Annotated in this window: 12 protein-coding genes and 1 pseudogene; 3 read left to right on the forward strand and 10 right to left on the reverse strand. The window is 64.0% G+C overall.

Annotated features, from left to right (window positions below; all coding sequences use genetic code 11):
* Window positions 1-16 precede the first annotated feature (16 nt).
* On the reverse strand, window positions 17-1,588 hold the full coding sequence (gene pgi / locus AADJ04_RS08905; protein ID WP_341239391.1) for a glucose-6-phosphate isomerase: 1,572 nt from the start codon (window positions 1,586-1,588) through the stop codon (window positions 17-19).
* A gap of 174 nt (window positions 1,589-1,762) precedes the next feature.
* On the opposite strand from pgi, the gene zwf reads away from it, so the two are divergent.
* Complete coding sequence (zwf, locus tag AADJ04_RS08910) at window positions 1,763-3,217, forward strand: glucose-6-phosphate dehydrogenase (protein ID WP_341239392.1); 1,455 nt, start codon at window positions 1,763-1,765, stop codon at window positions 3,215-3,217.
* 88 nt (window positions 3,218-3,305) lie between these two features.
* On the opposite strand, the gene AADJ04_RS08915 is transcribed toward zwf, so the two are convergent.
* From AADJ04_RS08915 to AADJ04_RS08935, 5 genes and pseudogenes are all read right to left on the reverse strand, one after another.
* On the reverse strand, window positions 3,306-3,911 hold the full coding sequence (locus AADJ04_RS08915) for a DUF1569 domain-containing protein (RefSeq protein WP_341239393.1): 606 nt from the start codon (window positions 3,909-3,911) through the stop codon (window positions 3,306-3,308).
* 79 nt (window positions 3,912-3,990) lie between these two features.
* Window positions 3,991-4,434: a VOC family protein gene (locus AADJ04_RS08920; RefSeq protein WP_341239394.1), complete on the reverse strand. Its 444-nt coding sequence runs from the start codon at window positions 4,432-4,434 to the stop codon at window positions 3,991-3,993.
* Window positions 4,435-4,439: 5 nt separating this feature from the next.
* Window positions 4,440-5,414, reverse strand: coding sequence for a glucokinase (locus AADJ04_RS08925; protein ID WP_341239395.1), 975 nt, complete (start codon window positions 5,412-5,414; stop codon window positions 4,440-4,442).
* A 125-nt stretch (window positions 5,415-5,539) separates the two neighbouring features.
* Window positions 5,540-6,601, reverse strand: a complete 1,062-nt coding sequence (locus AADJ04_RS08930) for an ABC transporter ATP-binding protein (RefSeq protein WP_066696763.1) — start codon at window positions 6,599-6,601, stop codon at window positions 5,540-5,542.
* 273 nt (window positions 6,602-6,874) lie between these two features.
* Window positions 6,875-7,330 (reverse strand): annotated as a pseudogene (locus AADJ04_RS08935) (carbohydrate ABC transporter permease); the annotation flags it as partial.
* Between the two features lie 171 nt (window positions 7,331-7,501).
* Here AADJ04_RS08935 and AADJ04_RS08940 point away from each other — a divergent pair.
* A complete protein-coding gene (locus AADJ04_RS08940; protein ID WP_341239398.1) occupies window positions 7,502-8,173 on the forward strand; it encodes a HAMP domain-containing sensor histidine kinase in 672 nt (223 codons plus the stop codon).
* Between the two features lie 30 nt (window positions 8,174-8,203).
* Here the strand turns inward: AADJ04_RS08940 and tal are convergent, their stop codons facing one another.
* Complete coding sequence (tal, locus tag AADJ04_RS08945) at window positions 8,204-9,151, reverse strand: transaldolase (protein ID WP_207374799.1); 948 nt, start codon at window positions 9,149-9,151, stop codon at window positions 8,204-8,206.
* A gap of 171 nt (window positions 9,152-9,322) precedes the next feature.
* On the opposite strand from tal, the gene AADJ04_RS08950 reads away from it, so the two are divergent.
* Window positions 9,323-10,168, forward strand: a complete 846-nt coding sequence (locus tag AADJ04_RS08950) for an SIS domain-containing protein (RefSeq protein WP_066699038.1) — start codon at window positions 9,323-9,325, stop codon at window positions 10,166-10,168.
* Between the two features lie 52 nt (window positions 10,169-10,220).
* Here AADJ04_RS08950 and AADJ04_RS08955 read toward each other — a convergent pair whose 3' ends face one another.
* The 3 genes from AADJ04_RS08955 to AADJ04_RS08965 all read right to left on the reverse strand — a co-directional run.
* Window positions 10,221-11,204 (reverse strand): tripartite tricarboxylate transporter substrate binding protein, encoded by a 984-nt coding sequence (locus AADJ04_RS08955; protein ID WP_142082002.1) that lies wholly within the window; start codon window positions 11,202-11,204, stop codon window positions 10,221-10,223.
* A gap of 243 nt (window positions 11,205-11,447) precedes the next feature.
* Window positions 11,448-12,380 (reverse strand): FAD-binding protein, encoded by a 933-nt coding sequence (locus tag AADJ04_RS08960; protein WP_341239396.1) that lies wholly within the window; start codon window positions 12,378-12,380, stop codon window positions 11,448-11,450.
* Window positions 12,381-13,058: electron transfer flavoprotein subunit beta/FixA family protein (locus AADJ04_RS08965; RefSeq protein WP_341239397.1), on the reverse strand; the 678-nt coding region annotated here is incomplete at its 5' end.

Raw genomic sequence — 13,058 nt, forward strand, 5'->3', positions numbered from 1 at the left:
TGGGCAGCGCGTTGCCTCACCCCGCAGGGGTGCGCAACATTTGCAGCAGCCCGGCGGTTGAACCGTCGAGGCCTGCCAGGTCGCCGCTGTCCCAGCGCGTTTCCAGGTCCTTGGCCAGTACCTTGCCCAGTTCCACCCCCCACTGGTCAAAGCTGTTGATACCCCACAGGCTGCCACTCACAAAAACGCGGTGCTCCTGCAGCGCAATCAAGGCACCCAACGTGGTGGGTGTCAGGGCGTCCAGCAGGATCAGCGTGCTGGGACGGTTGCCGGGGAAGTGGCGGTGTCCATCATCGCTGGCCTTGCCCACCATCAGCGCCTGCGTCTGCGCCAAAGCATTTGCCAGTACCTTCTGCTGGTGCCCAGGCAGCGGATGTGATGCCTTGCGCACGGCCACGATCTCCAGCGGAAGCACATCCGCGCCCTGGTGCAGCATCTGAAAGAACGCATGCTGGCCATTGGTGCCGGGCTCACCCCAGATGGCAGGCGACGTGGCGCAAGTCAGTGTGCTGCCGTCCAGCGCCACGCGCTTGCCGTTGCTCTCCATCTCCAACTGCTGCAGGTAGGCCGCGTAGCGGCACATGGATGCGTGGTACGGCGCCACGCAGCGGCTGGTAAAGCCGTAGAAGTTGCGGTACCACACATCCAGCAGCCCCAGGCGCACAGGCAGGTTCTGCGCCAGCGGTGCGGTGCGAAAGTGCTCGTCCATGGCATGGCCACCGGCCAGGAACTCACGGAAGCCTTGCTCGCCAATGGCGATGGCCATCGGCAAACCAATGGCCGACCACAGCGAATAGCGCCCACCCACCCAGTCCCAAAAACCAAAGGTGGTGGTGATGCCCAGTGCGCGCGTGGCTTCGAGGTTGGTGGACAAGGCCACGAAGTGCCCCGCCACATCCTGACCACCCTGCGCAGCAAACCAGGCCAGCGCTGAGCGCGCGTTCATCATGGTCTCGGCCGTGGTGAACGTCTTGGACGCAATGATGAACAAGGTGCTCTCGGCCTTGAGCCCTTGAAGCACATGGTGCAGTTCATGGCCATCGACGTTCGAGACGAAATGGAAACGCTTGGAAGGAATGCGGAACTCTTCCAATGCCCGCACCGCCATGTGGGGGCCAAGATCTGAACCACCAATACCAATGTTCACCACATCGGTGATGGCGGTATCGCTGCGCACCTCTTCAGCAAAGGCCAGCATCGCGTTCAGTGTGCTGTGTACATCGGCCAGGCGCTGAGCTGTTTCGGGCACATCGCCGGGCAGAGCCACATTCGCAGGCCTGCGCAGCAAGGTGTGCAGCACGGCACGGTTCTCTGTGGTGTTGATGGCCTCGCCCGCAAACATGGCGTTGCGGTGCGCTTCCAGGCCCGTGGCGCGGGCCAGATCCAGCAGCAGCGCTTCCGAGTCGCGATCCCACAGATTCTTGGACAGATCAGCGAACACATGGGGGGCCGACTGGCTGAAATGCGCAAAGCGGTCCGCATCCTGCTCAAACGCCCGCCGCATGTCCAGGTGACGGCCCCGGTCTGCATAGTGCGCCTGCAGCAAGGGCCAGGGGGTAGTTTGGTCGCAACGGAGGGGCATGAACATTTGGATGGACAGGGTTCTCAATCGGCTGAAATCGTAACTTGATTACACAAACAACAACGAATACCTGGATTCTTTCTGGTTACAAAACACTGCAAATCTCGATTCAAAGAGGAATTTTCATGTAACGAGATTACAATTTTCACCACAAAACGATCCACACTTCACGGAGACACCATGAGTTTTGACCTCGTCCTGTTCGGCGGCACTGGCGACCTTGCGTGGCGCAAGCTCATGCCCGCATTGTTTCAGGCCTTTCGGCATGGAACGCTGCCCACAGGAGGGCGCATCATTGCCGTGGCGCGGGATGACCTGAGCGACGAACAATACCGCAGCCTGATCCAGTCACGCTTTGACAGCGTGGACCTGGCCAAACGCCCCAGTGCAGAAGAATTTGCGCAGTTTGCAGCGGTGCTGCAGTACCTGCGCATGGATCTTTCCAAGACCGAAGATTACCAGCGCTTGGCCGAGTTGCTGAACGCGCGTGGAGCGGACTCGGTGGTGATGTATGTGGCCACGGCCCCCAGCCTGTTCACCAACGTGTGCGAACAGATCGCCGCCGTGGGCCTCAACGGCCCCACCACCCGCGTGGTGCTGGAAAAACCCCTGGGACATGACCTGCAGTCGAACCAGGCCATCAACGACACGCTGCGCCGCGTGCTCAAGGAAGAACAGGTTTTCCGCATCGATCACTACCTGGGCAAGCCATCCGTCCAGAACCTGTTTGCGCTGCGCTTTGGCAACGCCCTGTTCGAGCCCCTGTGGCGCCGCGAGACAATTGCCAACATCCAGATCACCATCGCCGAAGAACTGGGCGTCGAGTCGCGCGGTGCCTTCTACGACCAGACCGGCGCGCTGCGCGACATGGTGCAGAACCATGCGCTACAACTGCTGTGCGCCATCGGAATGGAGCCACCCATCAACTCCAGCGCCAACGCGATTCGCGACGAAAAGCTCAAGGTGCTGCAGTCGCTCAAGCCCTGGACGCTGGAGAGCATCGGCCAGCACGTCATCCGCGGCCAGTACGCGGCAGGCACCCACCAGGGCCAGACGGTGCCCGGATACGCGCAGGAAAAAGGGGTGGCCCCCGACAGCACCACGGAAACCTTTGTTGCACTGCGCACCGAGATCCTGAACTGGCGCTGGGCGGGTGTGCCTTTCTACATTCGCACCGGCAAGCGGCTGGCAGGGCGCGATGCACACATCGTCATCAACTTCCGGCCTGTGCCCCACCCGATTTTCAAGACGCCCATTGGCGCAGCCAATCGTCTGGTGATCAACCTGCAACCCAAGGACGGCCTGGAACTGCACCTGATGGCGCAAGGTGCAGCACAGCACCAGACCGAGCCAGCACTCTCGCAGGTACACCTGAACCTGGACTTTGACCAGCGCTTCGGCGCAGAGCGCGTGGGCGCGTACGAACGCCTGCTACTGGACGTGATTGCCGGTCGCCTGAATCTGTTCGTGCGCAGCGACGAGCAGGAAGAAGCCTGGCGCTGGGTCGAACCCATCCTGCAGTACTGGAAGAACGATCCTGCAGGCCCCCGCCCCTATGCCGCAGGCAGCTGGGGCCCACGGGCCGCCAGCGCGATGATTGCGCGCGATGGGAATTGCTGGAGCGAAGAGATGTGATTCGGGACGGAGGCGACGCAAGCATCGCCTCTTCCGATTCACCAGGCCAGCGATCGGCAGCTGCAGCGCACGACTGCAGCAGATGGAATCAAGCAGATGTAAACGCCTTCGCATGCTCCGCAAGGTGCATCGCGTGGGCCTGCTCGTAGTCGCGGCGCTCCAAGGCACCGTAAGCAAAGTGCGGACGCAGCGGGCCGGAATGCTGCAGAAAAGCCTGAGCTGCGGCCTCCAGGCGCTGAAGTGCCGAAGCTGCGTCCGGCGCGGGTGGAGGCAGCGGGGGGGCCGACGGAATGGGCTCGTTGATGTCGTGCTGCATGTAGCCGCGCGCACGGAACAACGCAAACGCAGCCGCACCGGCCGTGTGCTGGAACAGAGGTGAATACAGCTGCGGATAGCCCTGCAGCGAATATTCAATGCTCTGCGCGCAGTGCTCCAGCGTTTGGGACCAAGACCACCGCGCAGCGGCCGACGACGGCTGCACTTGGGAATGCGCCTGCAACTGTCGCATGCCTTCCAGGGCCTGCTCCAGTGAATGCCATGGTGGCGGATGTTGGCCTGCCGTCAAGCGGGACACGCCCCACCCGATGGCAGCGGCACCGCCCGCTGAAGCCACCAGCACGGATCGCCGCCGCCAGCGGGCCGGGCTGGGGCGTGGGTTGGAGGCAGAGCTGGAGGGTGCGGGCGGGTGAGACATGGGCGCAGTCGCAGTGATGGCAACTGGCGCATTGTGCGCAGCGGTGGGCCCTTCAGCCATGCCCGCTAACAGCTGAAGGTCAGCCAGCCGACACGCCTAGCGCAGCAGCGCCCGAGGGCGCGACCAGCTCGATGGGCAAGCCGTCCGGGTCCGCAAAAAAAGTGAACAGATCGCCCGTGACCGGATCGGTGCGCACGGGTTCCACGGCCACTCCATGCGCTGCGAGCCACGCCACGCTCGCGTCCATGTCGGCCACGCGCAAGGCCAAGTGGCGCAGGCCGCACGCCTCGGGGTAGGAGGGGCGCGATGGTGGCGAAGGAAACGAAAACAGCTCCAGCTGCGTGCCATCGGGCAGCTGCAGGTCGAGCTTGTACGACTGGCGCTCGGCGCGGTACATCTCATGGACCACCGGCAGGCCCAGCACCTGGGTGTAGAAGTGCCGGGAGCGGGCGTAGTCCGACGCGATGATCGCGACGTGGTGCAGGCCCGTGATCTGCAACGGCCGGGGTGAGGAATCTGCCACAGCGTTCATTCGGTGCCCGCAATGTCCAGCGCGCGTGCAGCGCCATGCAATGCGGGGGTGGCGGTGGGGTCGATGATCCAGCACGGAATATCGGCCAGATACGACTGAAAGCGCCCCTTGGACTCGAACCGCGCGCGGAACGAGGATTGGTCAAACCAGGTGCCCAGGCGCGGCACGATGCCGCCGCCCAGATACACGCCGCCCCGCGCGCCCAGCGTGAGGGCCAGGTTGCCCGCCACGCTGCCCAGAAAGCCGCAGAACAAGTCCAGCGCCTCCAGCGCCAGGGCGTCGTTCGACTGCAGAGCCAGGTCGGTCACCTGCGCAGCCGAGCTGACTTCCTTGCCGCCGCGCTGCGCCAGCCTGCGCAGCGCGTGGTACAGGTCTACCAGCCCGGCGCCACACACCGCGCGCTCGGCAGACACATGGCCGTAGCGCTCTTGCAGGATGGCCAGCACATCAAATTCCCGCTGGGTCTGCGCGGCCAGCGTCACGTGCCCGCCCTCGCCCGACAGCGGCACGCCGTGGCTGGCCCCTGGTGGGAATACCAGGCCCGACACGCCGAGCCCCGTGCCCGGCCCCACCAGCGCAATCGCGCTGCCCGCCACGGCCGCACCGCCGCCCACCTGGCGCAGTTGCGCGGGGGCCAGCGTGGGCAAGGCCAGCGCCAGCGCGGTGAAGTCGTTGATGACCACCAGGCGCTGCAGGCCCAGCGACGCCTTGAGCGCGCTTTGCGAGAAGCACCAGCTGTGGTTGGTCATGCGCACTTCATCGCCCGTGACCGGGTTGGCAATGCCAAAAGCGGCCTCGCGTGGGGTGGGAATGCTCACCTCGGCCAGGTAGGCGGCAATGGCCGCGTCTACCGTGGGGAACTGGGCGCAGGGCAGCACGCGGGTGTCGTGCAGGGGGCCATCAGGCTGGTCTTGCCAGGCCAGGCGAATGTTGGTGCCGCCGATGTCGGCCAGCAGGCGCAGGGGAGTCATGCGGTACTTTAAATAAAAACGGCCTCTAGCGCTTACTTAATAAGCGCCAGCAGCTATTATTTTTATAGCAATTGGTTGCCAGGATTGCCACGACAGAGAGCCCGCCCGCAGGCGTGCTCCGTCTGTCACGCCAGGCGATTTTCGCTGCTGGCGTCAAACCAGTGGGCGTTGGCGGGCTCCACCGCCAGGCCCACGGCATCGCCGGGCTGCACGCGGGTTTGGGCGTCCGTGCGCAGCGTCACGCTGCCTGCGGCGGTGTCCACCACCACATAGGTGTCGGGGCCCGTGGGCTCCACCACGCTGACCTTGCCGCGCCAGGGGGCGCTGTCCTGCATCACCAAATGCTCAGGGCGCACGCCCAGCAGCACCTCGTTGGCACTGGCAGGGGCGGCCAGGTTCAGCGCCGCGCCCTGGATGCCAAACTGCCCGCCCGTGGCCGCGCCGCGCAGCAGGTTCATGGTGGGCGAGCCGATGAAGGTGGCCACGTAGGTGTTGGCCGGGCGGTTGTAGATATCGTCCGGCGTGCCCAGTTGCTGCACCACGCCGCCCTTCATCACCGCAATGCGCGAGCCCAGCGTCATGGCCTCGACCTGGTCGTGCGTGACGTACACGCTGGTGATGCCGCTGGCCTGGTGCAGCCGCTTGATTTCGGCGCGCATCTCCACACGCAGCTTGGCGTCCAGGTTGGACAGCGGCTCGTCAAACAAGAAGAGTTGCGGCTGGCGCGCGAGCGCCCGGCCCATGGCCACGCGCTGGCGCTGGCCGCCCGAGAGCTGGCTGGGCCGGCGGTCCAGCAGGTGGCTGATCTGCAGCATGGCGGCCACTTCGTCGATGCGCTTTTGGCGCTCGGCCTTGGGCATCTTGCGCATCTCTAGCGCAAAGCCGATGTTGTCGGCCACGCTCATGGTGGGGTACAGCGCGTAGCTCTGGAACACCATGGCAATGTCGCGGTCGCGCGGGGGCATGCCCACCACGTTCTTGCCGCCAATGCGCACCTCACCTTCGGTCGGGTCGTCCAGGCCCGCAATGATGTTGAGCAAAGTGGATTTGCCGCAGCCCGAGGGGCCCACCAGGATGAGGAACTCGCCCGGCGCAACGTGGATGTCCACGCGGCGCAGAACCTCCACGCTTTTGTCGCCGCTGCCAAAGCGCTTGTTGATGCCTGCAATTTCGAGTGATGACGCCATGATAGAGAGCCTGTTATGCACTTTTACGTGCCCACGAAAGCCGGGGAAAGGCCCGGCAACTAGGCGCAGGACGCGCCGCGGTATGGAGACCGCAAGCGTTCTGCAACAACGTGGCCGGGCCTTTCCCCGGCTTTCCCGAAGGGTTGGGCTCCCAGGCCAGCGCTCGCGGCGTTGCAGTCCTTGCCAAGGTCCCGACATTGGCAGCGGACCGCGCCTTGCGATCACAGGCCTGGGGGCCCAACGTGGGCGCGTAAAAGTGCATAACAGGCTCTCCTACCCTTTGACGGCACCGGCCGTCAGCCCGCGCACAAAAAACTTTCCGGCCAACACATAGATGGCCATGGTGGGCAGGCCCGCGATGATGGCGGCGGCCATGTCCACGTTATAGGCCTTCACGCTGCTGCTGGTGTTGGCCAGGTTGTTCAGGCCCACGGTGATGGGCTTGGACTCGGTTCCCGAGAACACCACGCCGAACAGGAAGTCGTTCCAGATGTTGGTGAACTGCCAGATGAGCGTGACCATGAAGATGGGCGTGGACAGCGGCAGCACGATGCGCCAGAAGATCTGCCAGAAGTTCGCCCCGTCCATGCGCGCCGCATTCACCAGCTCCTTCGGAATGGCGGCGTAGTAGTTGCGAAAGAACAGCGTGGTGCCCGCCAGCCCCGCCAAGCAGTGCACCAGCACCAGACCGGTGATGGAGCTGGACAGCCCCAGCATGCCCAGCACCTGTATGCCGGTGTGCTGCGCGGCCTGCAACCCCTCAAGCGGCTGGAAGCGCAGATTGAGCGGGCCGGCAAGCGCAACCACAACGCGGCAGACCCGCTACCGCCCATTGAACTGACCTCGGCCCCGCAAGAGGTGTATTCCCTCGCCAGCACCATCAACCGCTTGCTGGAAGCCGTGGCCCGCGGGCAACAAAAGGAAAAGCGCTTCCTCAACGATGCAGCCCATCAGCTGCGTACGCCGCTGGCAGGCCTGATCGGCCAGACCGAGCTGGCCCTGCACGAAAGCCATGAGCCCCAGGTGCGTGAGCGGCTGCACAAAGTGCTGTCGGCCGCCCAGCGCAGTGCCCACCTGGTTCACCAGTTGCTGCAACTGGCACGCTCAGAAAGCAACGTGCCCATGCAGCCGTTGGACCTGCCGCAACTGGCCTGCGAAGTGGCACGCGAATGGACCGCCAAGGCCCTGGCCGCGGGCATTGACCTAGGCTACGAAGGCGAGGAGCAACTCCGCGTGCTGGGCCACCCCCTGCTGCTGCGCGAAGCGCTGAACAACCTGATTGACAACGCACTGCACTACGCTGGCACCGGCACTACCGTCACCGTGCGGGTGCAGATCCCCGCCCCTGGCATGGCTGCGCTGGCAGTGGAAGACGATGGCCCCGGGGTGCCCGCAGAGCACCTGGGCGACCTGTTCGCGCGGTTCTGGCGCGGGTCAGACAAGGCCGGCGGTTGCGGCCTGGGCTTGTCTATCGTGGACGAGATTGCCCTGCGCCATGCTGGGCAAACCTTTGCAGAGTCCATAGCACCCCACGGCTTGCGCGTGGGGATCTCGCTGCCAGCCCTGCCCTAAGAACCTGTCAAAGGCTGGCAGGAACCCTGCTCAGATGGCCTGAATCAGCTTTTCCAGCTTGACCGCATCCACCGCAAACGCGCGAATGCCTTCTGCCAGCTTTTCCGTCGCCATCGCGTCTTCGTTCAAGGCATAGCGGAAGCTTGGTTCGTCGTAGGTCACGAAGGGCAGATCCATCGCCTTGGCGGCATCGGCGCTCAAGGCAGGCTGCAGTGGGGCTTCGGTGGCGGCCAGTTGGGCCAGCAGCTCGGGGGCAATGGTGAGCAAATCGCAGCCCGCCAATGCCGTGATCTGCCCCACGTTGCGGAAGCTCGCGCCCATCACCTCGGTGGCAATGCCAAAGCGCTTGTAGTGGTTGTAGATCTGCGTGACGGACTGCACACCAGGATCGTTGGCCCCGCTGCGTGCGGCCTCGTCCCAGCTCGCGCCCGCCTGCTTCTTGTACCAGTCGTAAATGCGGCCCACAAACGGGGAAATCAGTTGCACCTTGGCCTGGCCGCAAGCCACGGCCTGGGCGAACGAGAACAGCAGCGTGAGGTTGGTGTGGATGCCCTTGCGCTCCAGCTGGGCAGCAGCCTGAATGCCTTCCCACGTGGCGGCGATCTTGATGAGCACACGGTTGATGTGGATGCCTTCGGCTTGGTACAGCTCGATGATGCGTTCGGCGCGCGTGACGGTGGCACTAGCGTCAAAACTCAGGCGGGCATCCACTTCGGTGGAAACGCGGCCCGGCACATGCTGGAGGATTTCGCAGCCAAAGCGCACCAACAGGCGGTCAATCACCTCGTCCATCGCCCGCCCTTGCCACTTGGCCACGGTGTCCTTGAGCAGGGGTGCGTATTCGGGCTTCTGCACCGCCTTGAGGATCAGCGATGGGTTGGTCGTCGCGTCCTGCGGACGGAACTGGGCCAGTTGCAGAAAGTCGCCAGTGTCGGCAACCACGGTGGTGAACTGTTTGAGGGCGTCGAGTTGGTTCATGGCAATGGTCTCAAAAGTGGACAGCGAACAGGGCAAGGCATCGCGAATGACCGGGGGCACAGGCGGGCCAGCGCTGATAGCAAGTGTAGACGCGCACCGTTACCGGTAACCCCCGCTGCATGAAACCAAGTTACATTGCAGTTACCTCGTTTCGTTTTCTGTGGATCTCCCATGCTTGAACGCATCACCGCATCCTTGAGTTCCCTGGCCCCGGCAGAGCAGCGCGTGGCCAAGCTGGTGCTGACCGACCCCCGCGCCTTTGCCCGCCTGCCTGTGCGCGAGCTAGCCGAGCGCGCCCATGTGAGCAAGCCCACCGTGGTGCGCTTTTGCCGCAGCATGGGTTACGACGGGCTGGCCGACTTCAAGCTCAAGCTGGCTGGCAGCGTGAGCGAGGGCGTGCCCTTCATCCACCGCAGTGTGGACGTGGACGACAAGACGGGTGATGTGCTGGTGAAGGTGGTGGACAACGCCGTGGCGGCCTTCCTGCAATACCGCAACGCGGCCAGCACCGTGGCGCTGGAGCGTGCGGCGCAGGCCATCTCAGACACCTGGAAGAAGGGCAAGCGCATCGAGTTCTACGGCGTGGGCAACTCGGGCATCGTGGCGCAGGATGCGCAGCACAAGTTCTTCCGCCTGGGCGTCACCTCCATCTCCAGCAGCGACGGCCACATGCAGGTGATGAGCGCCACCCTGCTCGGCCCGGGCGACTGCGCGGTGATCATCTCCAACTCGGGCCGCACGCGCGACCTGATGGACGCTGCCGACATTGCCCGCAAGAACGGCGCCGTCACCATTGCCATCACCGCCAGCGGTTCGCCGCTGGCCAGCACCTGCAACATCCACCTGGCCGCCGACCACCCCGAGGGGTACGACCGTTACAGCCCCATGGTGTCGCGCCTGATGCACCTGCTCATCATCGACGTGCTGGCCACCTGCGTGGCGCTGCGCATTGGCAGCTCGCTGCAACCCATCCTGCAGCAGATGAAAGAAAACCTGCGGGCCAAGCGCTACGCGTAAGCGCCCGTTCCCCAAACCGGCTCAAAGGCCAGGCCCCAGGCCCGGCACCAGATCAATCCAGCGTCACGCCCGCGTCGCGGATCACTTTGCCCCACTTGGTCGTCTCGGCCGCCAGGAAGGCGTCGCAGGCTTCGGGCGTGGTGCCTTCGCCGAAGGTGCCCATGGCTTCGAGCTTCGCCTTGGTTTCTTCGCTCTGGATGATGGCGTTCACCGCGTCGGACATGCGTTTGACGATGTCGCGCGGCGTGCCTGCCGGGGCAATCATGCTGGCCCAGGTGCTGCCCACCATGCCGGGAATGCCCTGCTCGATGAAGGTGGGCACATCGGGCAGCATGGGCAGGCGCTTTTCGCTGGCCACGCCAATCAGCGTGATGCGACCTGCCTTGGCAGGCTGGATGAGGTTGGGAGGTGGATCGAGAAACAACGGCACCTGGCCGCCCAGCAGATCAGTGAGCGCCGGTGCCGCGCCACGGTAGGGAATGTGCACCATGAACGTCTGCGTGAGCGACTTGAGCAGCTCGCTCGTCAGGTGCGCGGCCGAGCCGGTGCCTGATGAAGCAAAGCTCACCTTGCCCGGGTTGGCCTTGGCGTAAGCCACCAGTTCCTTCACCGTTTTAAACGGCGCATTGGGCGCCACGGCAGCCACCAGGGGCGACACGCCCATGAGCGACACGCCCACCAGATCCTTGCGCGGGTTGTAGGGCAGCTTGGGGTACAGCGTGGTGTTGGCGGTGAAGGCCGGAATCACCACCCCAAAGGTGTGCCCGTCGGGCGCGGCCTTGGCCACGGCTTCCACACCGATGATGCTGTTGGCACCGGGCTTGTTGTCGATCACCACGGGCTGGCCCAACTGCTTTTGCAGGCCCACGGTCAGCAGGCGCGCCATCTGGTCGGTGAAGCCACCGGCGGTGTACGGCACCACGATGCGGATGGGGCGGCTGGGCCAGCCGGACTGCGCCAGTGCGGGCAGCGCGGCCGTGGCCAGCGCAGCGCCTGTGGCCTGCACGATGCGGCGGCGAGAAAGGGATGCGTTCATGGTGTTGTCTCCTGTATCGTTTTTCAAGTAAAAATAGGCTCTTCTAGCGAATGCTAGTGATGCACTCGATAAATGTCGTACGTCGAAATCGTCGTTTACAGACGTGCGGCGATTTCCATCACTACTATTCGCTAGAAGAGCCTAAAAATAGCTGCTAACGCTTTATGGATAAGCGCTAGCAGCTATGTTTTTAGTAGCAATCAGCCTTGCACATGCGGGCCGATGGTGGAAGGCCTGGGCAGGTCAGAGCGCCTTGACCAATTCAGGCACAGCCGTGAACAAGTCCGCCTCCAGCCCATAGTCCGCCACGCTGAAGATCGGCGCTTCCGGATCCTTGTTGATCGCCACGATCACCTTCGAATCCTTCATGCCTGCCAAGTGCTGGATCGCACCCGAGATACCAGCAGCGATGTACAGCTGCGGCGCCACGATCTTGCCGGTCTGGCCCACTTGCAAATCGTTCGGGGCGTAGCCTGCGTCCACCGCAGCGCGGCTGGCGCCAATGGCTGCGCCCAGCTTGTCGGCCAGCGGGGTGATGACTTCGTTGAACTTCTCGGCGCTGCCCAAAGCCCGGCCACCGGAGACGATGATCTTGGCGGCGGTGAGCTCGGGCCGGTCGCTCTTGGCGATTTCGCTGCCGATGAAGCTGCTCTTGCCGTTGTCGGCTGCAGCGGCTGCGGTTTCGACTTGTGCGCTGCCACCGGTGGCAGCCGCGGCGTCAAAGCCGGTGGTGCGCACGGTGATGACCTTGACGCTGTCGCTGCTTTGCACCGTAGCAATGGCGTTGCCAGCGTAGATGGGGCGCTCGAAAGTGTCGGCGCTCACTACTTTGGTGATGTCGCTGATCTGGGCGACGTCGAGCTTGGCGGCCACGCGGGGGGCGACGTTCTTGCCGCCAGCGGTGGCGGGGAAGAGGATGTGGCTGTAGTTGCTGGCGATAGCCAAAACTTGCGCGGCGACGTTTTCAGCGAGGCCGTGGGCCAGGCCGGCTGCGTCGGCGTGGATGACTTTGGCGACACCGGCGATCTGGGCAGCGGCTTGTGCGGCGGCACCGGCGTTGTGGCCGGCGACGAGGATGTGCACGTCGCCGCCGCAAGCTGCAGCGGCAGTGACGGTGTTGAGGGTTGCGCCTTTGATGCTGGCGTTGTCGTGTTCAGCAATAACGAGTACCGACATTTAGATCACCTTCGCTTCGTTCTTGAGTTTTTCAACGAGTGCAGCTACGTCAGCCACCTTGATGCCTGCGCCGCGCTTGGCGGGTTCGGTCACCTTCAGGGTCTTCAGGCGCGGAGCCACGTCCACTCCGAGGTCTTCGGGCTTGACGGTGTCCAGCTGCTTTTTCTTGGCCTTCATGATGTTGGGCAAGGTGACGTAGCGAGGTTCGTTCAGGCGCAGGTCGGTGGTGATGACGGCTGGCAGGCTCAATGCCAGGGTTTCGAGGCCGCCGTCGACTTCACGGGTCACGCTGACTTTGTCGGCAGCCAGTTCAACCTTGCTGGCGAAGGTGGCCTGGGGCAGGTCTGCCAATGCGGCGAGCATCTGGCCGGTCTGGTTGGCGTCGTCGTCGATGGCTTGTTTGCCCAGGATGATGAGCTGGGGTTGTTCTTTGTCGACCAGGGCTTTGAGGAGCTTGGCCACGGCCAGGGGCTGCAGTTCGGCGTCGGTTTCCACCAGGATGGCGCGGTCAGCGCCGATGGCCATGGCGGTGCGCAGGGTTTCCTGGCATTGGGCCACGCCGCAGGAGACTGCGATGACTTCGGTCACCAGGCCTTTTTCTTTCAGGCGCACGGCCTCTTCAACGGCGATTTCGTCAAAGGGGTTCATGCTCATCTTCACGTTGGCGATGTCCACACC

It is taken from the genome of uncultured Acidovorax sp. (genome assembly GCF_964021665.1).
Classification (GTDB): domain Bacteria; phylum Pseudomonadota; class Gammaproteobacteria; order Burkholderiales; family Burkholderiaceae_C; genus Acidovorax; species Acidovorax temperans.